Source organism: Streptomyces sp. NPDC045778 (genome assembly GCF_056431945.1).
This window is the reverse complement of sequence record NZ_JBWKJZ010000006.1, coordinates 45,184-68,382: the sequence shown is the minus strand read 5'-3', so window position 1 is coordinate 68,382 and position 23,199 is coordinate 45,184. Positions and strand designations below refer to the sequence as shown.

Sequence of the window (23,199 nt, the reverse complement as noted above, 5' to 3'; positions counted from 1 at the left end):
CGGCGGAGCCGCATATGGACACAGCCCCGCGCCCCTTAGGGGCGTACTTCGGGACGGGTCCCGGGACAGGGCGGCCACACTGGCGGACACCGCGGCCGAGGAGGAGGCGCTCATGAACGGTTCCGCGAGCCTCGCGCGCGGCGTCGCGCCCGCGCCCCCGGGCACCCTGCACGCGCGCACCGTCACCGGCGACCTCCAGGCCCCGCCGAGGCCCGGCCTGACCGTGCGGTTCGGGCGCGGCGAGGAGCCCGGCGTCGACCTCGGTGTCGGCGAGCACGACCTGATGGTCAGCCGCCGCCACGGCGAACTCACCTACCGCGACCGCGCCTGGTGGCTGCGCAACACCGGCCGCCAGCTGCTGCGCCTTCCGCGCGGCCGGATGATGCACAGCAGCACCGAGCCGGTGCCGCTCGCGCCGGGCTACACCCCGCTGTTCGTGCGCGGCTCCGGCTACCGCGAGCACCTGGTGGAGCTGTACGTCACGGGCCACGACGACCTGGGCCCGGTCTCGCGCCGCCGCGCCGACACCGTGCCGCCCAAGCGGTGGCCGCTGTCGGACGACGAGCGGCTGCTGCTCGTCGTCCTCGGCCAGGAGTACCTGCTGTACGAGGAGAGCCCGCGCCCGCTGACGTACCCCAGGGCCGCGAAGCAGCTCGCCTACCTGCGCCCCGACGAGCACTGGGGGGAGCGCAGGATCGAGTACCGGATCGAGGGTGTGCGGCGCAGGCTGCACGACAGCGGCTTTCCGTACCCGCTCCTGCACGACACGTCGGTGGGCCGCCCGTCCGACAACAGCCTGCTGCACAACCTGCTCAGGGGCCTGGTGGAGTCCACCACCCTGGTGCCGCCCGACCTCGGGGTCATGGACGACGAGCGGGACCGGTAGCGGGCAGCGACTCCAGGAGGAACACGGCGGCGTCCCGCAGGGCTCCGGGCGCGGCGCCGGGCTCCCGCAGGTGGCGCGCGATCCGCCCGAGGACCTCGGTGGCGCGCGCGGAGCCGATGGTCCCGGCGCGCGGCGCGAGGTCCGCGACGAGCCGCTCCGCGTCCCGCCAGGCCCCGGCCCGGACGAGGGCCGCCAGGAGCTGCGCGGTGAACAGGTGCCGGTAGGACGGGCCGGGCGCGGTGGCGGCGCCGTGCAGCGCGGGCAGCGCCCGGTCGGTGTCGCCGAGCCGGGCGAGGACCCAGCCCCGGTGGCCGAGCAGCTCCCACTCGTCGAGCCACCACGCCCACGGCGGGTCGCGCCGCGAGACGCCGTCCAGGAACAGGCTCCCGGCCCGGGCCAGGAGCGCGCGCGGCTCACGCCGCGCGCCGAGCAGCGCGGTCGCGTGCGCCTCGCGGATCGCAACGAGGCTCGCCACGCGCGGCGGCAGCGGGCGCGGCCCCCGCGCGCGGGCGGCGGCGGTGAGCGCGGCGCGGGGGCGCCCTGTGTGGGCCAGGAGCATGCTGTCGTTCAGGAGGGTGAGGCGGGCCGTCCAGCGGTCGCCGCTCCGCTCCGCGAGGGCGAGCGCGCGGGCGTTGAGGCGGTGGGCCTGCCGGTGGCGGCCCGCGTCGAACAGGATCCACCCGGCGACCTCGTACAGCTCGGCGAGCGCGGCGAGCCGGTCGCTGTCCGCACCCCGCGCGGCCCCGGGCAGACCGCGCAGGGCCGCGCGTACCAGTGGCACGGCGGCGCGGGCGCCCCGCGCCGCGTCCACCGCGACGAGCCGCCGCACGGCGTCCACGGCGTACGCGGTGACGTCGCCCTCCTCGTGCCCCACCACGCCCCCCGGCCGCCGATGATCTCTATGTGCGCTGCAACGGCCCCCGCGCGGACTCTGTTCCCGCCCCGGCGGGGGCCGCCGCGCCCGCCCACTCCATCCGGGCCCAGGGCAGCGCGAGTTCCTCCGGGGACGTGACCGTGCGCGGCGAGAGGGACGCCAGCGGGGCCGCCTGCTCGTGCCGGGCGAAGACCGTGTCCACGTAGCGGTGGCCGGTGTCGGCGGCGATGAAGACCGTGGTGCGGCCGGGGGCCTGGGCGTGCTCCCAGCGCGCCGCCGCGTAGCCGGCGCCGGTGGAGAGGCCCGCGAAGAGCGCGTGCCGCCGCAGCAGGTCCACGCTCCCGGCGAGCGCGGTGTCGAAGGACAGCCAGTGCACGGTGTCGTAGGAGGCGTGGGAGACGTTGGCGAACGGGATGGAGCTGCCGATCCCGGCGATGATGATCTCCGGGTCGGCGACGTGCTCGCTGCCGAAGGTGACGCTGCCGAAGGGCTGCACGCCCACGAGCCGCACGTCGGGGCGGCGGGCCCGGCAGTAGCGGGCGAGGGCGCCGGTGGAGGCGCCGGAGCCCACGCCGCCGACGAGGGTCAGGCCGCCGGTGGCGCCGGTCTCCGCGCACACGCGCTCCGCGACCGCCTCGTAGCCGAGGTAGTGGATGTCGTCGTGGTACTGCCGCATCCAGACGTACTCGGGGTGCTCGCGCAGGATCTCGTGGACGCGCGCGACGCGCCGCTTCTGGTCGAGCTTCAGGTCGTCGCTCGGCGGCATCTGCTCCAAGGTGGCGCCGAGGACCGCCAGTTGGGTGCGCAGGGTGTGGTCGACGGTGGTGGAGCCGACGATGTGGCAGCGCATGCCGTAGCGGTGGCAGGCGAGCGCGAGTGCGTAGGCGTAGATGCCGCTGGAACTGTCCAGGAGCGTGTCGCCGCGGCGCACCGCGCCGGTGTCCAGGAGGTGGCGCACGGCCGCGAGGGCCGAGACGACCTTCATGGTCTCAAAGCGCAGGCAGATGAACCCGTCGGCTACACGTATCAGGTCGGGGCGGCCGATCGCTTCCGCGATGTGCTCGTCCATGCGGGGGCTCCTCGTTCGTGGTCGTACACGTGGGGGCGGTGGTGTGGAAGGTGTGCGTGGCGGGCAGGCCCGTGGCCGCGAGGGCCCGGCGGCAGTCGCGCACCCGGCCGCGCAGGCCGGGCGCCGCGGGGTCGAAGAGCAGGCCCGCCACGTTGCCGCTGTGCGCGACCTGCACGCCGAGGGCGCCGACGCGGCCCGCGACGCGGGTGAGCGTGGCGAACTCCGCGTGCGGCAGGACGCGTTGGCGGAGCCGCGCGCTCTCGGTGGCGACGTGGCCGAGCAGCGCGGGGTCGGCGGTGGCGACGGCGTGGCGCAGCTGGTCCCGCAGCCGCTCGTAGGCCCGTACGCCGGCGCTGTCCGCCAAGGCGTCGGCGGGCAGCGCCAGGGTGTCCACCGGGCTGCCGCCGCCGAGCGCGCAGCCGACGACGACAGCGGGGGGCAGGGCCGCGCCGAGGTCCTCCAGGACGCGGCCCTCGCGCTGGGCGAACAGCAGCGCGCGACCGTCCAGCATCAGCGGGTCCGACGCGCGCTCGGCGCGCACCGCGAGCCGCGCGACCGTCTCCGGCGCGAACCGCGTGCCGAACGCGTCGGCCACCGCGCGCACGGCGGCGATCACGTCGCTGCTGGACGAGCCCATGCCGAGCCCGACCGGGACGTCACCGGCGAGCCGCAACTCGCCGCCGCACGGCTCCGCGCGGCCGCGCGGAGCGCACTCGGCGAGGGCGTACGTGGCGGCGCGCAGCGCCTTGGTGCGGTCGGCGGGGACCACCGTCACCTCGGCGGTGCCCGGGCGGCGGGTGAACTCCGCGCGGGTGCCGAGCCCGGTGAGCGGCAGCGTGACCAGGCCCGCCACGCGCCGCCCCCGCTCGTCGAGGAACACGCCCTGGAGGATCTCGCCGTGGTGGCAGGCGGCCCGCCCGGTCCCGGCCCTCACGCCCCGCCCTCGTCACCCGGCGCGGCCCGGTACCGGTACAGGACCGTCGGCTCGGCGCTGAACTGCGAGAACGGGAACGGCTCCGCGGACAGGGCGGTCACCCCCGCGCCCAGGAAGGCCCGCGCGACCGCGCTGCCGGACTGCGCGTAGACGACCAGCGGGACGCCCCGCTCGCGGCAGCGGGCGAGGATCGTGTCGAAGCTGCCGTTGGACAGCGTCATGCCGGTGGCGACGACGGCGTCGGCCTTGTCGAGGACCTCGTGCATGTCCCGGCTCACGGGGTCGCCCCACTGCGTGGTGCGCAGGTTGAAGTCGCAGGGCAGCGGGTCGCCGCCGCGCTCGCGGATCGCCGCGACGAGCGGGTTGACGACGCCGATCAGCGCCACCTTGGCGCCCGGCTCGACCGCGAGGAGGCCCGCGATGGCCGTGTCCCGGGCCACCGCGCGCACCTCGGGCGGCCCCGCGGGCAGCGTCACCGGCTCGGCCCCCGCCTCCCGGTGCGGGGCGACGGCGGCCAGGTAGGCGTCGAGGGCGGCCGTGCGCAGCGGCGCGGGGGCGTCCTTGAGGAGCGCGCCGAGCGAACTGCCCGACGCCTCGCGGCAGACGGCCGGGTCGATCTCGCCCGCCTCGAAGGCGCAGCCGCCGAAGGCGGCGCCGACGCGGACGAGGACGTACTGGTTGAGGTAGGTGACGTCGCCCCCGGCCAGGCGGGTGCCGTGGTGGATCCAGAACACGCTGGTGGCGGTCAACTCCGCCGGGTCCGGGCCCAGTTCACCCGCGAGGACGGCGCCGAGCAGCTCGGTGACGTTCTTCGGGTGCTTCATGCCCGGCCTCCACGGGTGAACGCGAACAGGAAGGTGAGGACGCCGTCGCGCCAGTCGCGCACGTGGACGACCCGCGGCGTGAAGCCCAGGTCCCGCGCGTCCTGGACGATGCGGCGCAGGTCGGCGGTGTTCGACGCGATCACGTACGCCTCGCCGTCCGGCGCGAGCAGCTCCCGCTCGGCGAGCTGCGCGAAGAACCGCGCGAGCAGCGGGGCGCCGACGCACGTGTTGCGCACGACGTCGGGGTCCTCGCTCACCGCCTGGCTGACGGCGGGCGGGTTGAAGGTGACGACGTCGAGCCGCGCGTCCGGCGGAAGCCCGTCGAAGAGGTCGCCCGCCGCGGGCAGGAACGCCGTGCCCTCCCGCGGGCCGACCAGGCGGGCGTAGTGCCGGGCCGCGGTGGCGACGCTGGTGGCGTGCACGTCCATGGCGTAGATCTCGCGCGCCCCGCGCACCCCGGCGGCGACGGTCTCCACGCCGAGCCCGGCGCCGATCGCGCCGTAGCGCAGGCCACGCGTCTCTATGCGGCCGTCGAGGATCCGCTCGTGCACCATCCGGCTGGTGGCGCCGGGCAGGAACACGCCGGGCGGCACGTCGAAGCTCCAGCCGTTCCACTCGTACGTACGCGTGGTGTGCAGGTCCGCCTTCGGCTGGTTGAGCGCGACGATCCGCTCGGCGGGCAGGGGCGGCGGCAGCTGCCGCAGCAGGTCGGGTCCGGTGGCCGGGATGTTCATCGACTGTCCTTCTGTGGTGGGGAGTCGGGGGAGGGCAGGGGGCCGCGGCAGCTGACCGCGAGGTGCCCGAAGGTGTCGGGGCCCGTCTCGGCGTCGACCTCGAAGACCTCCGCGAGCAGCTCGGGCGTCAGGACGTCCTTCGGCGGCCCGGCGGCGACGAGACGGCCGCCGCGCAGCAGGAGCAGCCGGTCGCAGTGGCGGGCGGCGAGCGACAGGTCGTGCAGCGCCACGAGGACGGTCTGGTCGGTGCCCGCGAGCAGGGCGAGCAGCTCCAACTGGTGCTTCACGTCGAGGTGGTTGGTCGGCTCGTCGAGCAGGATCGCGTACGGCTGCTGGGCGAGCGCCCGGGCGATGTGGGCGCGCTGGCGCTCACCGCCGGACAGCGCCTTCCAGGAGCGCTCGCGCAGGCCGGTCAGGCCGAGGCGCGCCAGGGCGGCGTCGACGACGGCCCGGTCGTGGGCGTCGAAGCCGCGCCACCGGTCCCCGAACGGCGTCCGGCCCAGGCCCACCACGTCCACGACCCGCAGCTCGCTGTCGGTGTCGGCGGACTGCTCCACGAAGGCGACGCGCCGGGCGACGCGGCGCGCGCTCCAGGTGTGGATCGGCTCCCGGTCGTAGCGGACGACGCCCGCGGTGGGGGCCCGGAGCCCGGCCAGGCACCGCAGCAGGGAGGACTTGCCCGACCCGTTGGGCCCGATCAGGCCGACGGTCTCGCCCGGGGCGATGTCCAGGGACACGCCGTCGACGACCGTCCTGCCCGCGACCGCCCAGGTCACGCCGTCGGCGGTGATCCTCACAGCTCCCCCCGCCCGCGCAGGACGAGCAGGAACAGCGGCACGCCGAGCAGCGCGGTGAACACGCCGACGGGCACCTCCTGCGGCGTGAACGCGACCCGCGCGAGCGCGTCCGTCCACACCAGGAACACCGCGCCCACCAGGGCCGACAGCGGGAGCAGCACCCGGTGCCCGGGCCCGACGAGGAACCGTACGCCGTGCGGCACGATCAGGCCGACGAACCCGATGGCGCCCACGGACGCGACGGCCACGGACGTCATCAGGGACGTCACGACGAGCAGCACCCGGCGTGTGGTGCGCACGTCGACACCGAGCGACGAGGCCGTGTCCGTACCGAACGAGAATCCGTCGAGGGCCGCCGAGTTGAGCCAGAGCACGAGGAGCCCCACCGCCGTCACGGCGGCCGTCACGGCCACCGCGTCCCAGCGCGCGGGCGCCATCGAGCCGAGCAGCCACTGCGTGATCGCCCGGATCATCTCCGCGTCGCCGGACGCCATCAGGACGAGCGAGGTGAGGGCCGTGAACAGCTGCGACACCACGACGCCCGTCAGGACGATCCGCACCGAGTCGAGGCCGCCGCGCCGCAGCAGCAGCATCAACAGCGCGAACGACACCATGGCGCCCACGAACGCGCCGCCCGTCACACCGAGCGAGGCGGAGCCGACGCCGAGCACCACGACGGTGACCGCGCCGGTCGACGCGCCCGATGAGATGCCGAGCAGATAGGGGTCGGCGAGCGCGTTGCGCGTGACGGCCTGGAGCGCGGCGCCGCACACCGCGAGCGAGGCGCCGACCAGGGCCGCGAGCAGCACACGCGGCACCCGCAGCTCCCAGATCAGCGAGTCCACGAGCGGCGCGGGCGGCTCGGCGCCCAGACCCAGGTGGTAGCCGGCGCTGCGGGCGACGTCCCCGTACGAGACGTCCGTGGTGCCGATGCGCACGGACACGGCGGCGGACACGACGAGGGCGAGCACGGCGAGCACGAAGAGCCCGACGCGCCTCCCCGTCCCGCGTGGCGCGGTGCGGGCGGCCGCGGGGGAGGCGGCGGGGCCGGGGGCCGCCGTCCCGCGCGCCGAGGGGTGCAGCAGGTCCGGCGCCCCGCCCGCTCCGGGCGGTGCCGCTGTGCCGACCGCGCCCGGGCTAGCGGACATACCCGAGGTCCTCCATCCCCGAAACGAGCCGCGGCAGGGCACCGACCGCGCGGACCGAGGGGTCCATCTCCGTGCCGGGGATCTCGATGAAGCGCTTCTCCCGCACGGCGGGCAGCCGCGCCATCACAGGGTGGGCGCGGACCGCCTTCAGCTTGTCCTCGGCGCTGTCGCCGGGCTTGCCGCGCTCCGACAGGTCGCCGACCACGATGAAGTCCGGCTTGCGCTTGGCGACTTCCTCCCAGCTGACCTGCGGCCAGTCCTCGTCGACGTCGTCGAAGGCGTTCCTCGCGCCGACGACGCGGCTCATCTCGCTCGGCATCGCGGACCTGCCCGCCACGTACGGCGTGTCGCCGTACACCGAGTACAGCCACACCACGCTGGGCTCGCCCTCGACCCGCTTTTTCGTCCTCGCGGCGGCGGTGAGCGTGGCGCGCTGCTCCTTTTCGAGCTTCTCCGCCCGCTTCTCGACGCCGAAGATCTTTCCGAGGTCGGCGTAGTCCTTGAAGAGCAGCTCGAAGGGGGTGCGGCCGGCGCCCTCGCGCGGGCAGTCCACGGCGCTCACGAACGACGGGAGCCCGAGTCCTGCCAGCTCCTCGCGGGTGCCGACGCGGTCCTTGGTGAAGTAGTCCGTGAACCCGCCGACGGCGAGGTCCGGCGTGGCGGCCCGCAGCTGCTCGCTCGTGAGGATCTTCGGGCTGAGCACCTTCACGTCGTCGTACGCGGCCTTGTACTCCGGCGCGATCTTCGTCTTGAGGTTGGACGTGCCGGCCATGCGATCCCCGAGGCCGAGCGCGAGCAGCACCTCGGTGGAGGACTGGTCGAGGGCGACGGCGCGCCGCGGCGCACGGTCGAAGCTCAACTTCTTCCCGCAGCTCGTGACGGTCGTCTCGCGGGCGCCTGCCCTGTTGTCCGACGAGTCCTCGCCGGAAGCGCAGCCGGCGGCCGTGAGGGACAGGACCAGGGCGGCTGTGCCGAGGCGGACGGGGTGACGCGGACGCATGGGACCTCCGGTGTGGGTGGGGACGCGACAAGGGTACTGTAATGGCAATCATTTTCATTAGTGGCTCCCGGGGTGGGTCCGGCCGAAGGGTGGCCGCCCACGAGGAAGCGCCGAAGTCCGCACTCCGTACGGGACTTGGGTGCTCCGGCGGAACCGCATAACGATTTCGAGACCGCGCGGTGAGCGCGGACGACAGCAGAGGAGTACGTCACGTGACGACCACGCCCACGCGAACGGCCGGGCCCGCCGAGGGTGCGGAAGGGGGCGCGCCCCCCACGCGGGGCGTCCTGCGGAACCCCGCCTTCCTGCGGCTCTGGTCGGGCACCACCGCGTCCGGGCTCGCCACCTGGGCGCTGCCCTTCGTCCTCGGACTCGCCGTCCTCGACCGCACCATAGGCGCGGCGACGCTCGGCCTCCTGCTCGCCGCCCGCACCGCGGGCTTCCTCGTCGCGGTCGCCGTCGGCGGCGTCCTCGCCGACCGGTACTCGCGGCGCGGCGTCGTCCTCTGGGCGGGCCTCGCCGCCGCGGCCGCGACGCCCCTGCTCGCGCTCGGCCTCGGCCGCTCGCTCGCCCTGATGCTCGCCGCGGCCGTGGTCGCGGGCGCGGGGCAGGGCGCGTGCCGCCCCGCCTTCCAGGCGCTGACCGCCGAGGTCGTCGACGAGGACAGGCGCCAGGCCGCCAACGCCGCGATGACCCTGTCCGTACGGGCCACCACGCTCGCCGGACCCTCCCTCACCGCCCTGCTCGCCGTCCTCCTGGACACCTGGGCGCTGCTGCTCGGGATCGGCCTGCTGTGGCTGGTCGCGGCGCTCGTGCCGGGACCCGGCCGGGCGGACGCCGTGGGTGCGGCCGGGGAACGCCCCTCCTTCCTCGCGGAGTTCGCCGAAGGGCTGCGGGAGGCGCGGCGGCACCCCTGGTTCCTGGCCGGGCTCGGGGCCCTGACCACCGTCATCGCCACCGGCTACTCGGCCACCGGCGTGGCACTGCCGCTGGTCAGCCGCGACAAGTACGACACGGGGGTGGTGCTCGCCGCCGCCATGACCGCCTACACGCTCGGGGCGCTCGGCGGGGCCCTGGTCGTCGCCCGCTGGCGGCCGCGCGCGCAGGGCTGGACCGCCCTCGCGGGCCTCGCCCTCTACGGCCTCGCGCCGCTCGGCCTGCTCCTGCCGGTGCACTGGGCGGTCGTCGTGGGCGCGTACGCGGTGGCCGGGGTCGGCATCGAGCTGTTCAACGTGCCGTGGTTCACCGCCACGCAGCGCGAGGTCGCGCCCGACAAGCTGGCACGCGTGTCGTCCCTGGACTTCATGCTGTCCTACGGCCTCGCGCCCGCGGGCCTCGCGCTGATCGCCCCGGCCATCGAGGAGTTCGGCCCCCGCCCCGTCCTCGCGGTCTGCGCGGCCCTGTGCTTCGCGGCCCCGGCGGCGGCGGCCCTGGTGCCGAGCAGCCGGGGCTTCAGCAGGTCCGAGGCCTAGCGGGCGCGGCGTGCGGCCGGTGGGTGCGGTCCGGCTACAGCGGGGCCTGCCAGGTGACGGTGGTGCCGGTGCTGGCGCCGTCCGTCTCGCCGTCGTCATGGACGACGAGCCGTACGCCCTCGCGCCCGTCGGGCAGCTCCGTGCCGGCCTCCACCGTCACCTCGACCCTGGACACGCCGGGGCGTCGCGACGCCGCGGCCAGGGACCGGCGCAGGGCGGCGAGGAGCCGCCCCGCCGCGGGCTCCGTGACCTGCGCGTCCACCGCCCCGGTGAAGTGCACCGACGGCTGCACCCCGAGCACCGCGCCCGCCCCGGCCGTCTCCTTGAGGACCTTGCCCCGGAAGGTCGTCGGGGCGTCGGCGGGCGGCTGCTGGAGCGCGAAGATCGCCGTGCGCACCTCCTGGATGGTGGACTCCAGCTCGTCCACGGCCTGGTCGAGCGCCGACTGCTCGGGGGCGGAGCCGGCCCTGCGGCGCGTGGACTCCAGCATCATGCCGGTCGCGAAGAGCCGCTGGACGACGAGGTCGTGCAGGTCGCGGGCGATGCGGTCGCGGTCCTCGAACACGGCGAGGCGCTGCCGGGACTGCTGCGCGTCGGCGAGCACGAGGGCGAGCGCGGCCTGCGAGGCGAACTGGGTGGCGAGCAGCCGCTCCACCGGCGTGTACGGGCGCTCGCCGCGGCGGCGCGGCAGCGCGAGCGTACCGATGAGTCGGCCGCCCGCCTGCAACGGCAGCATCATGCTCGGCCCGAACCGGGACCGCACACGGGTCGTCATCCGCGGGTCGGTCGCCGAGTCCTCGATGAACACCGGCTGCCCGCCGAGGAGTTGCTCAAGGACCGCGCTGCCGGGCTCGATGGTGGTGCCCATGAGGTCGTTCTGCGCGGCGGCGGCGGGGTGGCGCCGGTGCCCGGGCGCGGGCCCGGCGGGGGCCGCGTCGCCGGGCGCCGCCCGGCTGACGTCCCCGCCCCCGTCCGTCGCCGCCGCGACGATCCGCATGCCGCCCTCGTCCGTCGGCTGGAGGACGACGCCCGCCGCCGCGTCCGCGAGGAGCCGGGCCTGCTGGGCCACCGTCATCAGGGCGTCGGGCGCGGCCTCGCCGGTGAGCAGGGCCGTGGTGACCGCCGCCGCGCCCTCGATCCAGCGCTCCCGCTGACGGGCGGTCTCGTACAGGCGGGCGTTGCCGATCGCGATGCCCGCCTGGCTCGCCAGGACCCGCAGCATCCCCCGGTCCTCGTCCGTGAAGGTCCCGCCCCGCCCGTGCGTGAGGCGGAGCCGGCCGAACTCCTCGCCCTGGACGTGGATGGGGATGCTCAGCACGCAGGCGCCCGCGGCGGTCGCCGCGCCGGGCTCCGGCTCCGCTCCCGCCGTGAACCGCTCCGGCGCTCCGCCTTCCGTCGTCGCGGCCCGCAGCACGCCGTACCGGGCCCCGGCCAGCGCGACGGCGCTGTCCACGATGTGCTGGAGCGTGGGGCGCAAGGACAGCTCCGTGCCGACGCCGAGGACCGCGTCCAGGAGCAGCGGCAGGGGCGGCGGCGCTTCGCTGACCACGTCGTCGGTCATGGCGGCGGCGTACTCCCGTACGAGGTGTGGGGGCCTCGTCAGCCTGTCAGGGGGGCGAGGGCCAGCGGCTGGATCTTGCCCTCCAGCATGGCACCGAGGCCGAGCACCGCGCACACGTCGGGTCGCTCCGCGATGTGCACGGGCATGCCCGTCGCGTTCCGCAGCATCTGGTCGAGGCCGGGGAGCAGCGCGCTGCCGCCGACCATCGTGATGCCCCGGTCGGCGAGGTCGGCCACGAGGTCGGGCGGGCAGTCGCGCAGCACCTTGCCGATGCCGTCGAGCACGGCGGTGAGCGGGGTGTGGATGGCGTCGCGGACGGCGGCCGTGTCGACCCGCACGGAGCGCGCGAGGCCCGTCGCCACGTCCCTGCCGTGGATCTCCGTGGACTCCGGGCCGTGCGGGGTCAGGCCGTTGCCGCTGAGGGCGAGTTGCAGGGGGCGTACCGACTGCGACGGCAGCATCAGCTCGTGCTGGTGGCGCAGGTGCTGCACGATCGCGTGGTCGATGGCCTCGCCGCCCACCGGGATCCGCTCGGCCGTCACGATGGAGCCGAGGGAGAGCACCGCGACCTGCGTGGTGGCGGCCCCGCACACCAGGATCATGGTCGCTTCCGCGCGCTCCACGGGCAGGCCGCTGCCCACCGCCGCCGCGATGAGCGTGTCCACCAGCTCCACGCGCCGCGCGCCCAGGCCCACCAGGGTCTCGGCGGTGGCGCGCTGCGCGAGCGGGTCCGTGTCGTGCGGGGTGCACGCGGCCGCGCGCAGACGGGGCTTGCGGCGCAGGGTGCGGCGCAGCTTCTCGCCGAGCAGGCTGCGCAGCATGCGCTGGGCCATCTGGATGTCGACGACCGTGCCGCCGGACACGGGGCGTACGACACGGATGTAGGCCGGGGTGCGTCCCGTCATCTGCTCCGCGAACTGGCCGACCGCGATGAGCGCGCCCGTCCGCGTGTTCACGGCGGCCACGCTCGGCTCGTCCACGACGAGCCCGGCCCCCTTCACGAACACGCGCGTGCGGGCCGCCCCCAGGTCGACGCCGATATGGCAGCGGCGCAGCTGTTCCAGACTGACGGTCACGGCGGATCCTCCCGAGAGCACGCGCGGGCCCACCGGGCGGTGGACCCTGCCCTTCGCATCCTGCGGGCGCCCGGGGACGCCCGCACGCGGGGGTGGGCCGGGCGGGGTGCGCCCGAGCGGGTGGTTCCGCGCACCGCGCGGACCGGGCACCCCGCGCGTGATCCGGGCCGGGCACCCCGGTGCGTAAATCGGTACGTGGCCTCCGGAGGGGCCGGTTAGCATCCCGTGTGACACGAGCATCGACAGAAGACGCCACTGACGACGAGCGCCCCGCCATAGCGGACCCAGGGCCCGGTTCCGGCGCGTCCGCCCCGCCCAAGCGCCGTATCCTCGCCGACCTGACCCCGCTGCGAACCTCCGCCGACTACCGGCGCCTCTGGTTCGGCAACACCATCTCCTGGATCGGCCAGGCGATGACCGCGCTCGCGGTGTCCCTCCAGGTGTACGACATCACGGGGTCCAGCTTCTCGGTCGGCCTCGTCGGCCTCTTCTCACTCGTCCCGCTCGTCGTCTTCGGCCTGTACGGGGGCGCGATCGCGGACACCGTGGACCGCCGCAAGCTCGGCCTGTACTCGTCCCTGGGCCTGTGCGCCCTGTCGGTGATCCTCGCGGCGGCGGCGTTCGCGGACTTCCACCACGTGTGGTTCCTGTACGGCGTGGTCGCGCTCCAGGCGACCTGCGGCGCCCTGAACTCGCCCGCCCGCACCGCGATGATCCCCCGCCTCCTCCCGCCCGAGCAGCTGCCCGCCGCCAACGCCCTCACCTCCCTGACCACCACGTCGGGCACGACCGTCGGCCCCATGCTGGGCGGCCTCATCGTCGGCCTGTGGGGCTACCAGGCCGCGTACGCCATCGACGCCGTCGCCTTCACGGCCGCGCTGTACGCGATGTGGCGGCTGCCGTCGATGCTGCCCGGCGCCGACGGCGCTGAGGGCGCCGACGGCGGCGCGGCGGACGGCGGCAAGCGGCGCCGGGCCTCCGTCGTCGACGGCCTCCGCTTCCTCGCCACCCGGCCCAACCTGCGCATGACGTTCTTCACCGACATGTGCGCGATGGTGCTCGCGCACCCGCGCGCGCTGTTCCCCGCCATCGCCGTCGTCTGGTACGGCGGCGACGCGAAGACCGCGGGCCTGCTCGCGGCGGCGCCCGCCGTGGGCGCGCTGCTCGGCGGCGTGTTCTCCGGCTGGCTCGGCCGCGTCCACCACCACGGCTTCGCCATCGCCCTCTCCGTGGCGGGCTGGGGCACGGCCGTCGCCGTCTTCGGTCTCACCCGCGACCTCTGGCTCGGCGTCGTCTTCCTCGCCCTCGCGGGCGCCGCCGACACCATCTCCATGGTGTTCCGCAGCACCATGCTCCAGGCGGCCACGCCGGACGCCATGCGGGGGCGCCTGCAAGGCGTGTTCATCGTGGTGGTGGCGGGCGGCCCCCGCCTCGGCGACTTCCTCGCGGGCACGGTCGGCGACCTGGCCTCGCCCCGGGTGGCGATCGTCGGCGGCGGCGCGGCCTGCGTCCTCGCGGTGGGCCTCCTGGTCCTGCGCTGGCGCGCCTTCCTGCGCTACGACGCCCGCGACCCGCAGGCCTGACCGGGCGCGCGGTCACCTGGGCGCTCAGGAGGCGGCTTCGGGGGCCGGGGTGCGTGGGCTCTGCTGTTCCGGCGACCAGGAGAGGCGGACCAGCAAGTGCCCCTCGGCGGAGCCCTTCACGAGTACCGCCCCGGCCTCGGCCGTCATCCGTACCCCGAACTCGATCTCCACCGTGTCCGGCTTGAGCGTGCCGTCGCGGAACACCTGGAGCGCCGCCTCGGCGGCCGCCCGCGCGCTGTCCAGGGTGGCCTCGAAGGTGCGCGCCGCCTGCGCGGGCCCGTCGCCGCGCGCGACGAGCCGGACGCCGTCCAGGTCGTCGGGGTCGAGCGCCACGACCACCCGGGCGCCGCTGTTCGTCGGGTACTCGACCAACCCACCGTCCATACCGCCCATGCCGCCCCCGCCGTCACGCGGGCCCGCCGCGGCCCGCTGCTCGGTCTCCGAGCCCACATTCTGGCCGAGGCACCCGCTGGCGGGAAGCCGCCCTGGCAGCTTCCCGCCAGGACCGCGCGACTCTTACGTACCGCGAGCGGACCGACACTTGCCGCAGCGCTCGCGGCCCCCGCGCCCCGGGCGCCACCCGTATGTGGTGCCGACGAAGAGAGGTCGCCTTGAGACCGAGACCCCGTCAAGCCCGCCGCCCCCGGCAAGCCCGCCGCGGACTCCTGCCCGCCGCACTCGCCCTCGCCCTGCTGCCCGCGGGCCTGACCGCGACCGCCACCACCGCGACGGCCGCGCCGGGACCCCGTACGCCCCAACCGGCCGCGCACGCACGGCAGTCCACCGCCACCGTCACCCTCCTCACCGGCGACAAGGTGACCGTCACCCGGCTCGGCGGCGGCAAGCAGACCGTCACCGTCGACCGCCCGCCCGGCGCGAACGGCACCGTGCGCACGCGCGTCGTGGACGGCCGCGTCACCGTCGTACCGGACGAGGCCCGCCCCTATCTGCGCGCGGGCGTCCTGGACGAGCGCCTCTTCGACGTGTCGGAGCTGATACGTCAAGGATTCGGAGTCCGGCACGGAGGACGACGGGCCGCGTCCGGTGGCCTTCCGCTCATCGTCACGTACGAGAAGGACGCCCCGGCCGCCCGCACGGCGCCGCGCGGCACCCGCCAGGTCCGCTCGCTGCCCAGCATCCGGGGCGCGGCCCTCAAGGCGGCCCCGGGCACGGCCTTCTGGCGGAGCGTCACCGGCGGGAGGCACCCGAGCGCGCTGGGCGGCGGCGTCGGGAAGGTGTGGCTCGACGGCCGGGTCGAGGCGGACATGGCGGCGAGCAACGCCCAGATCGGCACCCCCGCGGCCTGGCGGGCCGGGCTCACCGGCAAGGGCGTGAAGGTCGCCGTCCTCGACACCGGCGTCGACGTCACCCACCCCGACCTCAAGGGCCGCGTGAGCGCGACGAAGAGCTTCGTCCCCGGCCAGGAGGTCGCCGACCGCGACGGCCACGGCACCCACGTCACCTCCACGGTCGGCGGCAGCGGCGCCGCGTCCGACGGCGAGGAGAAGGGCGTGGCGCCCGGCGCGGACCTCGCCGTCGGCAAGGTGCTCAGCGACGACGGCTTCGGCAGCGAGTCGCAGATCGTCGCCGGGATGGAGTGGGCCGCCAGGGACGTGGACGCCAAGATCGTGTCCATGAGCCTCGGTTCGGGCGAGCCGAGCGACGGCACCGACCCGATGGCCGCCGCCGTGGACGCGCTCACCGAGGAGACGGGCGCCCTCTTCGTGGTCTCCGCGGGCAACACCGGCGCGCCCTCCTCCATCGGCTCGCCCGCCGCCGCGGACTCCGCGCTCACCGTCGGCGCCGTCGACTCCGCCGACGAGGCCGCGTCCTTCACCAGCCAGGGCCCGCGCCACGGCGACCAGGCCCTCAAGCCGGACCTCTCCGCGCCCGGCGTGGACATCCTCGCCGCCCGCTCCCGACTGGCCCCCGGGCAGGGCGACTACACCACCATGAGCGGTACGTCGATGGCGACCCCGCACGTCACGGGTGTCGCCGCGCTGCTCGCCGAGCGCCACCCCGCCTTGGGCGGACGGCAGCTCAAGGACGCCCTGATGTCCACGTCGCACGATCTGGACGCCTCCGCGTACACGCTGGGCGCGGGCCGCGTGGACGTACCCTCCGCGATCGGCGCGGACATCACCGCGACCGGCGCCGCCGACCTCGGCTTCCACCCGTGGCCGTACGGCGGCGACAAGTCGGTGCGCAGGACGGTGACGTACGTCAACTCCTCTGATTCGTCGGTGGAGTTGGACCTGACGGCGGAGGGCGCGGCGGACGGCGTCGTCACGCTCGCGGACAGGAAGCTCACCGTGCCCGCGCACGGCACCGCGGCCACCACCGTCACCGGCGACGTCGCGACGGCGCCCGTCGGCAACACCAGCGGCCGGATCGTCGCGACCGCGGGCGGCAAGCGCGTCGCACACACCGCGTTCGGCCTGGTCAAGGAGGAGGAGCGGTACACGCTCACGCTGCGGGTCAAGGACCGCGACGGCGCCCCCGCCGGCGCCGACGCCGTGGTGCACCCGCTCGCCAAGGGCGAGGACCCCTACGCGGTCGCGGTCGGCGCGTCCGGCGAGCTGAAGCTGCGGCTCAGGCCCGGCGCGTACTCCCTGTCAGCTTTCCTCGACGTCCGCGGCGCACACGGAGCCGACTCCCTCGGCCTCGGCTTCCTCGCCGCGCCCGAGGTCACTCTCGACCGGGACCGGACCGTCACCCTCGATGCGCGCGAGCTGCGGGAGATCACCGCGAAGGTGCCGCGCCGCAGCGAGACCCGGCAACTGGTCATGGAGGTCAGCCGCACCGCGCACGGCTCCTCCTACCAGGACGCCGCGCAAGTGCCCGTCAAGTACGACAGCGTCTTCGCGGCCCCGACCCCCGAGGTCCGGCAGGGCACCTTCGCGTACCGCACGGTGTGGCGCCTCGGCAAGCCCGTCCTCGACGTGAAGGGCGTCGGCGCGGCCGTCGCGCAGCCCGGCGGCACGGTCACCGAAGGCAGGTCCCGGCTGAGGCTCGTGGACGCGGGGGACGGCACCCCGGGCGCGTACGCGGGCAAGGACGTGCGCGGCGGGGCCGCCGTCGTGCGCCGCACCGGCGCGGCGGGACAGCCCACGCCCGCCGCGCTCGCGCAGGCCGCGCAGGACGCGGGCGCCAAGGCCCTGTTCGTCACCGACGGCGTGCCCGGACGCCTCAACGCCTGGTTCGGCACGGACGACAACGCGGACCGGCCCCTGACGATCGCCACGGTCGGCGCCGCCGACGGGGCGCGGCTGCGCGCCGCCGCGCGCGAGGGCCGCCGCGTGGAGACCACCGGCACCCCCTACACGCCCTACGTCTACGACCTTGAGGACGGCTTCACCGGCGCCGTCCCGGACCGCCCGCTGACCTACGCGCCCGGCGAGCGCGAACTCGCCGTCGTCGAGGCCCGGTTCCACGCGCCCGCGCGCGAGGCCACGCCCGGCGGGGAGTTCCGCTACTCCCTCACCGACACCTTCCCCGTCGGCATCGGCTTCCTGGAGCGGACCGCGTACCCCGCAGAGCGCACCGACTACGTCGCCTCCGGCAAGGGCCGTCTGTGGCACGAGACCGTGTACGCCGGGCCGGCCGCCCTGGAGCAGCGCGGCGGGCTCGTCGGCTACCGGGGCGGCGAGCGCACCCGGCTCGACTGGTTCAAGCCCCTCTGGCACCCGTGGCTCGGCACCGGCCTCGGCTGGGGCCAGGAGCGGACCGGCGACGACCTGGCCTTCAACGTGCCCGGCTGGGGCGACTCCGGGCCCGACCACACCGGCTTCGGCGACGTGTGGAACGACGACTCCCTGACGCAGGTGACCGCCGTGTACGCCGACGGGGAGCTGGTCGACCGGCGGCAGGGCTCCGGCGTGTACGTGGGGGACGCCGCGCCCGAGGAGCGCACGTACAAGGTCGTCACCGACACCACGCTCTCCGCCGGGCGCTGGCGCCTCGCCACCCGGGGCCACTCCGAGTGGACCGTCCGCTCGGCCCGCACCCCCGCCGACCGCAAGACCGTCCTGCCCGTGCTCAACCTCGGCTTCGACGTCGACACCGACCTGTACGGGGACGTACGCGGAGGCCGGACGCTGCCGGTGGGCCTCTCGGCCGCGTACGTCCGGGGCGCCACCGCCCCGGGCACGGTCCGCTCCGCGCGCCTTGAAGTGTCCTACGACGACGGGGCCTCGTGGGCGGATGTCCCGCTGTGGCGGCACGGTTCCTCGTGGGACGGCGTGCTGAGGGTGCCTCGGGGGGCCTCTGCGCTGTCCCTGCGAGGGGCGGCTTCGGACGACCGGGGCGGGTCGGTGACCCAGGAGGTCCTCCGGGGGGTGGGCGTCCGCTAGCCCCGCCCCGCCGCGGTGGCGCGCCTCACCCCACCGCGCTACCGCGCTCGTCCTCAAACGCCGGACGGGCTGGATGGACTCGGCTGGGCCCGTCCTCTTGCCCCCGATGACGGGGGCAGACGGGGACGGCGTGCGAGCCGCCAGGTCGGGACCGGGCCGGGTCGCCGGGGCAGGTACGGGTGGGCGGGTGGGGGGGAATCCCGCCGCGGTAGCGGCGGGACGGGTTCAGCTGGACGCGGTCAGGGACCGCTTGAGGATCTTGCCCATGTCGTTGCGCGGCAGGGCCTCGAGGACACGCAGGACCCGGGGTCGCTTGTGGGGGGCGAGGCGCGCCGCGACGTGAGAGGCCAGCTCGTCGAGGGAGGGCACGCGCCCGGGGTCGGCGGGGACGATCCACGCGACGACCCGCTCGCCCAGGTCGGGGTCGGGCTCCCCGGTGACCGCGGCCTCCCGCACCCCCTCGTATTCGAGGAGCGCGTTCTCGATCTCCCCGGCCCCGATCTTGTACCCCCCGCTCTTGATGAGGTCGGTCGCCTTGCGGCCGACGATGCGGACGTACCCGTCGGGCTCCCGCACGGCCATGTCCCCGGTCCGGAACCACCCGCCGGAGGCGAACGCGGCCGCCGTGGCGTCGGGCCGGTTGAGGTACTCGGTGAAGAGGTTCGGCCCGCGCACCTGGATCTCGCCGACGGAGTCGGGCCCGTCGGGGACCTCCTGGTCCGCCTCGTCGACGAGGCGGAGGGAGACGCCGGGCAGCGGCACGCCCACGGTGCCCGCGCGGGCCTCGCCGTCCGCGCGGACGCTGGTGTTCATGAGCGTCTCGGTCATCCCGTACCGCTCGATGACGCGGCGCCCGGTGGCGGACGCGATCCGCTCGTGGTCGTGCACGGGCAGCGCCGCCGAGCCCGACACCAGGAGCCGCGCGCCCGCGAGGGCCTTGACCAGCTCGGGCTCGTCGGGCAGCGCCTCCGCCACGCGGTGGTACATCGTGGGCACGCCGAAGAGCATCGTGGCCCCGGAGGCCAGCTCCCGCGCCACCCCGGCCGTGCTGAACCGGCCCAGGTGCCGCATCGATCCGCCGCGGCGCAGCGGCCCGAGGACGCCGAGGATCAGGCCGTGCACGTGGAACAGCGGGAGCCCGTGCACCAGGACGTCGTCGCCGGTCCACCGCCAGGCGTCGGCGAGCGCGTCGAGCGTGGCGGCGAGCGCGCTCCGCGGCAGGACCACGCCCTTGGGCGGACCCGTCGTACCGGAGGTGTAGACGACGAGGGCGGGGGCGGCGGGGGAGACCTCTCGGGGCGCGGCGGGCGCGGGGCCGTCCGGCGGCGCCGGGCTGACGTCGATCCGGTCAAGTCCCGCAAGGGCTGCGGGCAGTTCGTCGCCGGGGGCGGCGAGCACCAGGGCCGGCTCGCTGTCGCCGACGATGTGCCCCAGTTCCTTCTCGCCCGACTTGGGGTTGAGCGGCACCGCGGGCACCCCGGCGAGCAGCGCCGCCACGACGCCGACCGCGGTCTCCAGGGTGGGGGTCGCCCAGACGGCCACGCGGGCCGCGCCCGCCCCGGTGAGGCGGCCGGCCAACGCTCCGGCGGTGGCGGCGAGTTCGGCGTAGGTCAGGGACCGGTCGCCGAACCGCAGGGCCGGGGTGTCGTCCGGCGCCGTCAGGGCGGGGATGAGGGGTTCGGGTTCCACGAGTCGTCCTCCGTAGGTGCTCAGCGTGTGCACGGCGGCTCAACGGGAGCGTTGCGCCGCCGAAGGCGGGGTGTCGCCGTGATCGTCGAGGCCGAGGCGGCGGGCCGGCCCCGGTGCGCGCGGGTCCGCCCCGCCCGCGTACCGCCGGTCCACCCCCGCACGTCCGAGCCGGACGGGACCACCACGCGTCTCACCTCGCACCGCTCATCTCGTCGGCCTCCGACGATCCGGCCCTCGACATCACGATCACTTCCCCCGCAAACCTATCCACCTCCCCGCCCCCGCAAGCCCCACGCCCCCACAGCCGGGGCGCGCCCGGGGAGTTCCATCCGGTGCCGGTGGGGGTACCCGCCGACGCGGCGGCGCCGCCTCCCCTGGGACGAGGGGAGGCGGCGCCGCGTCGTACGAAATCCACTTTCCCGCGCGCACGGGCCGCGTTAGCCTGCGGCCGTCCCGCCGTCCGGCTCATGGTGCCCCTCCCGGGCCGCCCGTACCCGAGGAGAGCGCCCGTGGCCCTCGCCGTCGCCCTGACCACCTTCCGGCCCCAGGACCACATCAACGCCGTCGACCGGGACCTCCCGGACCTCGTGCGCGCCGTCGGCGCGGCGGGCGCCACCGCGCGGGTCGCGCACTGGGACGACCCGGACGTCGACTGGGGCGCGTACGACCTCGTCGTCATACGCTCGACCTGGGACTACATCGAGCACGTCGCCGAGTTCACGGCCTGGGCCGGGCGCGTGGCCGCCGTGACGCGGCTCGCCAACCCCGCGGGCGTCGTGCGCTGGAACACCGACAAGCGGTATCTGGGCGAGCTGGCGGCGGCCGGGATACCGACCGTGCCGACGGCGTACGCGGCCCCCGGCTCCGGCAGTGAACCCGGCCTGCCCGAGGGCGATTTCGTCATCAAGCCCACCGTCGGCGGCGGCTCCCACCTCGCCGGCCGCTACCGCGCCGGCGAGCACGCGGCGGCCCGCGCCCACGTCGCCCGGCTGCACGCCGAGGGCCTGACCGCGATGGTGCAGCCCTACATGCGCCGGATCGACACCACCGGCGAGCGCGCCCTGATCTTCTTCGGCGGCCACTACCGGCACGCCATCCGCAAGGGCGCCGTCCTCGCCCCGGGCATCGCGTACGACGCCGACAAGATCTCGCACCCCGACGTCCGCGCCCATCAGCCGGCCGAGGCCGAACTCGCCCTCGCCGAGCGCGCCCTGGCCGCCGTGCCCGGCGCGTCCGAGCTGCTCTACGCCCGCGTGGACCTGGTCGACGGCGACGACGGGGCGCCGCGCGTGATGGAGCTGGAGCTGATCGAGCCGAACCTGTTCCTCGGCGTCCACCCGGAGTCCCTGCCGGTGGTCGCGGAGCTGATCGTGAAGGCGGCCCGCTAGCGCCCGGGGCCCGCGGGGCTGTCGGGATACGAGAACCGCTGCAACAGGCCCCAGGTGAACTCCGCCACGCAGGGGCGCCGCCGCCCCGTCTCCCCGTCCGGGCCGTCGAACGCGAGCCGCCACCGCGTCGGCGCCGTGCCCTCCATCGGCCGCGCGGGGGCGAAGGCGCGGGCGGCCTCGTCGACCGTGCAGGACCAGGGTGTGAGGTCGGCGAGCGTGCGCAGCTCGGGGGGCGCGGCGCCGGGGGCCCGCACCAGCCACTCGTTCCAGACGGCGTTCCGCGGCCCGAGCAGCACCTCGAAGCGCAGGTCGGGCCAGAGCGGCACCGGCCACAGCAGGGCCTCGCACTCCAGGTCGCCGACCGTGCGCCGGGCGGTGGCCGCGGGCTCGCCGAGGACCGAGCGGTAGCGGGAGACGGCGGCGCGCGACCTCGGGGAGCGCACCATCGCCTGCCAGCGCCGGTTGGCCTCGCGCATCTCGCCGATGGAGACGCCGAGGGCGTGCCGGGCGTCCTCGACGAGGTCCGGGTTGTGGTCGGCCATGCGGCGCAGCAGGACCAGCTGGAAGTCGAGCGGGGTGAAGGGCGCGGAGGGGCTTGAGGGCATGGGACCCATCGTGGCCCATCGCCCGGCCGGGGGTGGACGGCCCCTCCGCGCCCCGGCTCAGGGCGCGGTCTGCGTGAGCAGCCGCTCGTGTTCCTCCTCGGTGACCTGCTCGCCCGAGGACGGAAGGAGCTGCGGAATCCCGTCGACGATGGGGTAGCGGCGGCGAAGCCGCGGGTTGTACAGGGCCTGCTCCGCCTCCGCGGGGTCGGACCGCTCGGGCAGCACGAGCACCAGCGGGCCCTTGTCCAGCGGGCAGGCGAGGATCTTCAGAAGCGGGTCGTCGGGGTTCATCCGGAGGTCAGCTCCTTGGGAGGTGCGGGGGTGGGGGCGGCGGGCGGAGCGTCGTGCTTGGGCATGACGAGCAGGACCGTCACGGCCAGGGCCGTGCCCGCGACGCGCAGCGCCAGGCGCACCGGCTCGTGGGGCAGCGCCTCGCCGAACGCGAGCGTGCCGAGCACCGCGGTGAACAGGCTCGTCACCGTCGTGCACACCGGCACGATCAGCGAGGCCCGGCACCGCTGGAGCGCCGCCTGCGACATGATCAGGCCGAAGGCGCCGGTGAAGAGCAGCAGATAGGGGTACGGCGAGCGCAGCAGGTCGAGCAGCGCGCCGCCGATGTCGTGCGTCGTCAGGGAGCTGGAGACGCCCTTGATGGCCAGCGAGCTGACGCCGTACAGGAGGCCGACGGCGACGCCGTACTCCACGCCGGACGTCGGCTGCCGGTGCTGTTGCCCGGCCCGGCGCTCGCCGTTCGCGTACAGCCAGACGCCGATGGCGAGCGAGGGCAGGCTGACCAGGAGGACGAGCGGCACGGGGGCGTCGTCGCCCACCGTGTCGGCGCCCTCGTCGAGGGAGAGCACCACCATCAGGAGCGCGACCAGGATCGCGGCGACGGCGATCCGCTCGCGCCCCGATGTCCGCTCGCCGAGCAGCCGCGACGACAGGACGAGCAGCAGCACGAGGCCGGAGACGAAGATGCCCTGGGCCGCGGCGATGGGCAGCGTGCGGTAGACGGCGAGCTGCGCGCCGAAGCCCGCCGCGAGCGCGAGGGAGCCGCCGAGCCACAGCGGGCTGGAGACGACCTGCCCGAGCAGCCGCAGCGGTGCCCGCACGCTCACCGAGGGCATCGCGGACAGGGCCCGCTTCTCCAGGACGAAGCCGGTGCTGTAGAGGACGTTCGCGAGCAGCGCCGCCACCACACCCACCC

The 23,199-nt window shown here is 75.6% G+C and carries 20 protein-coding genes; 5 read left to right on the top strand and 15 right to left on the bottom strand.

Annotation, left to right across the window (positions count from 1 at the left end; all coding sequences use genetic code 11):
* Positions 1–112 precede the first annotated feature (112 nt).
* Positions 113–886: an FHA domain-containing protein gene (locus AC07GB_RS09950; RefSeq protein ID WP_478843437.1), complete on the top strand. Its 774-nt coding sequence runs from the start codon at positions 113–115 to the stop codon at positions 884–886.
* On the opposite strand, the gene AC07GB_RS09945 is transcribed toward AC07GB_RS09950, so the two are convergent.
* Genes AC07GB_RS09945 through AC07GB_RS09910 form a run of 8 tightly spaced genes read right to left on the bottom strand, consistent with a single transcriptional unit; the run spans position 861 to position 8,266 of the window.
* The gene (locus AC07GB_RS09945; protein ID WP_478843436.1) at positions 861–1,760 is read right to left on the bottom strand and encodes a DNA-binding protein; all 900 of its coding nucleotides are present in this window, start codon (positions 1,758–1,760) and stop codon (positions 861–863) included. The two genes, AC07GB_RS09950 and AC07GB_RS09945, sit on opposite strands and share 26 nt — an antisense overlap.
* A gap of 25 nt (positions 1,761–1,785) precedes the next feature.
* On the bottom strand, positions 1,786–2,829 hold the full coding sequence (locus tag AC07GB_RS09940) for a pyridoxal-phosphate dependent enzyme (protein WP_478843434.1): 1,044 nt from the start codon (positions 2,827–2,829) through the stop codon (positions 1,786–1,788).
* Entirely contained in the window at positions 2,750–3,763 is a 1,014-nt protein-coding gene (locus AC07GB_RS09935; protein WP_478843432.1) for a GHMP family kinase ATP-binding protein, read from the bottom strand. Before AC07GB_RS09935 ends, AC07GB_RS09940 begins: the two co-directional genes overlap by 80 nt.
* Entirely contained in the window at positions 3,760–4,587 is an 828-nt protein-coding gene (locus AC07GB_RS09930) for a Rossmann-like domain-containing protein (protein ID WP_478843430.1), read from the bottom strand. Before AC07GB_RS09930 ends, AC07GB_RS09935 begins: the two co-directional genes overlap by 4 nt.
* The gene (locus tag AC07GB_RS09925) at positions 4,584–5,321 is read right to left on the bottom strand and encodes a class I SAM-dependent methyltransferase (RefSeq protein WP_478843428.1); all 738 of its coding nucleotides are present in this window, start codon (positions 5,319–5,321) and stop codon (positions 4,584–4,586) included. Before AC07GB_RS09925 ends, AC07GB_RS09930 begins: the two co-directional genes overlap by 4 nt.
* Positions 5,318–6,118, bottom strand: coding sequence for an ABC transporter ATP-binding protein (locus AC07GB_RS09920; protein ID WP_478843426.1), 801 nt, complete (start codon positions 6,116–6,118; stop codon positions 5,318–5,320). The genes AC07GB_RS09925 and AC07GB_RS09920 overlap by 4 nt, the downstream gene beginning before the upstream one ends.
* Positions 6,115–7,266, bottom strand: coding sequence for a FecCD family ABC transporter permease (locus AC07GB_RS09915; RefSeq protein WP_478843424.1), 1,152 nt, complete (start codon positions 7,264–7,266; stop codon positions 6,115–6,117). The genes AC07GB_RS09920 and AC07GB_RS09915 overlap by 4 nt, the downstream gene beginning before the upstream one ends.
* Positions 7,256–8,266, bottom strand: coding sequence for an ABC transporter substrate-binding protein (locus AC07GB_RS09910; RefSeq protein ID WP_478843422.1), 1,011 nt, complete (start codon positions 8,264–8,266; stop codon positions 7,256–7,258). Before AC07GB_RS09910 ends, AC07GB_RS09915 begins: the two co-directional genes overlap by 11 nt.
* Before the next feature lie 212 nt (positions 8,267–8,478).
* Between AC07GB_RS09910 and AC07GB_RS09905 the strand changes: the two genes are divergently transcribed.
* The gene (locus AC07GB_RS09905; RefSeq protein ID WP_478843420.1) at positions 8,479–9,738 is read left to right on the top strand and encodes an MFS transporter; all 1,260 of its coding nucleotides are present in this window, start codon (positions 8,479–8,481) and stop codon (positions 9,736–9,738) included.
* 34 nt (positions 9,739–9,772) lie between these two features.
* Here the strand turns inward: AC07GB_RS09905 and AC07GB_RS09900 are convergent, their stop codons facing one another.
* Both AC07GB_RS09900 and AC07GB_RS09895 read right to left on the bottom strand, forming a co-directional pair.
* Positions 9,773–11,299, bottom strand: coding sequence for a GAF domain-containing protein (locus tag AC07GB_RS09900; protein WP_478843418.1), 1,527 nt, complete (start codon positions 11,297–11,299; stop codon positions 9,773–9,775).
* Between the two features lie 38 nt (positions 11,300–11,337).
* Positions 11,338–12,375, bottom strand: a complete 1,038-nt coding sequence (locus AC07GB_RS09895) for a rod shape-determining protein (RefSeq protein WP_478843416.1) — start codon at positions 12,373–12,375, stop codon at positions 11,338–11,340.
* 227 nt (positions 12,376–12,602) lie between these two features.
* Between AC07GB_RS09895 and AC07GB_RS09890 the strand changes: the two genes are divergently transcribed.
* A complete protein-coding gene (locus AC07GB_RS09890) occupies positions 12,603–13,958 on the top strand; it encodes an MFS transporter (RefSeq protein WP_478843414.1) in 1,356 nt (451 codons plus the stop codon).
* 24 nt (positions 13,959–13,982) lie between these two features.
* Here the strand turns inward: AC07GB_RS09890 and AC07GB_RS09885 are convergent, their stop codons facing one another.
* The gene (locus tag AC07GB_RS09885; protein ID WP_478843412.1) at positions 13,983–14,342 is read right to left on the bottom strand and encodes a CU044_2847 family protein; all 360 of its coding nucleotides are present in this window, start codon (positions 14,340–14,342) and stop codon (positions 13,983–13,985) included.
* Between the two features lie 227 nt (positions 14,343–14,569).
* Between AC07GB_RS09885 and AC07GB_RS09880 the strand changes: the two genes are divergently transcribed.
* On the top strand, positions 14,570–18,310 hold the full coding sequence (locus tag AC07GB_RS09880) for a S8 family serine peptidase (RefSeq protein WP_478843410.1): 3,741 nt from the start codon (positions 14,570–14,572) through the stop codon (positions 18,308–18,310).
* A 225-nt stretch (positions 18,311–18,535) separates the two neighbouring features.
* On the opposite strand, the gene AC07GB_RS09875 is transcribed toward AC07GB_RS09880, so the two are convergent.
* The gene (locus AC07GB_RS09875) at positions 18,536–19,999 is read right to left on the bottom strand and encodes an acyl-CoA synthetase (protein WP_478843408.1); all 1,464 of its coding nucleotides are present in this window, start codon (positions 19,997–19,999) and stop codon (positions 18,536–18,538) included.
* A gap of 467 nt (positions 20,000–20,466) precedes the next feature.
* On the opposite strand from AC07GB_RS09875, the gene AC07GB_RS09870 reads away from it, so the two are divergent.
* Positions 20,467–21,387: an ATP-grasp domain-containing protein gene (locus AC07GB_RS09870; RefSeq protein ID WP_478843406.1), complete on the top strand. Its 921-nt coding sequence runs from the start codon at positions 20,467–20,469 to the stop codon at positions 21,385–21,387.
* Here AC07GB_RS09870 and AC07GB_RS09865 read toward each other — a convergent pair.
* From AC07GB_RS09865 to AC07GB_RS09855, 3 genes are read right to left on the bottom strand one after another with little or no spacing between them, the layout of a single operon-like run.
* Positions 21,384–22,001: a hypothetical protein gene (locus AC07GB_RS09865; RefSeq protein WP_478843404.1), complete on the bottom strand. Its 618-nt coding sequence runs from the start codon at positions 21,999–22,001 to the stop codon at positions 21,384–21,386. The two genes, AC07GB_RS09870 and AC07GB_RS09865, sit on opposite strands and share 4 nt — an antisense overlap.
* A 48-nt stretch (positions 22,002–22,049) precedes the next feature.
* Complete coding sequence (locus AC07GB_RS09860; RefSeq protein WP_478843402.1) at positions 22,050–22,283, bottom strand: Trm112 family protein; 234 nt, start codon at positions 22,281–22,283, stop codon at positions 22,050–22,052.
* Entirely contained in the window at positions 22,280–23,191 is a 912-nt protein-coding gene (locus AC07GB_RS09855) for a DMT family transporter (protein WP_478843812.1), read from the bottom strand. The genes AC07GB_RS09860 and AC07GB_RS09855 overlap by 4 nt, the downstream gene beginning before the upstream one ends.
* Positions 23,192–23,199 lie beyond the last annotated feature (8 nt).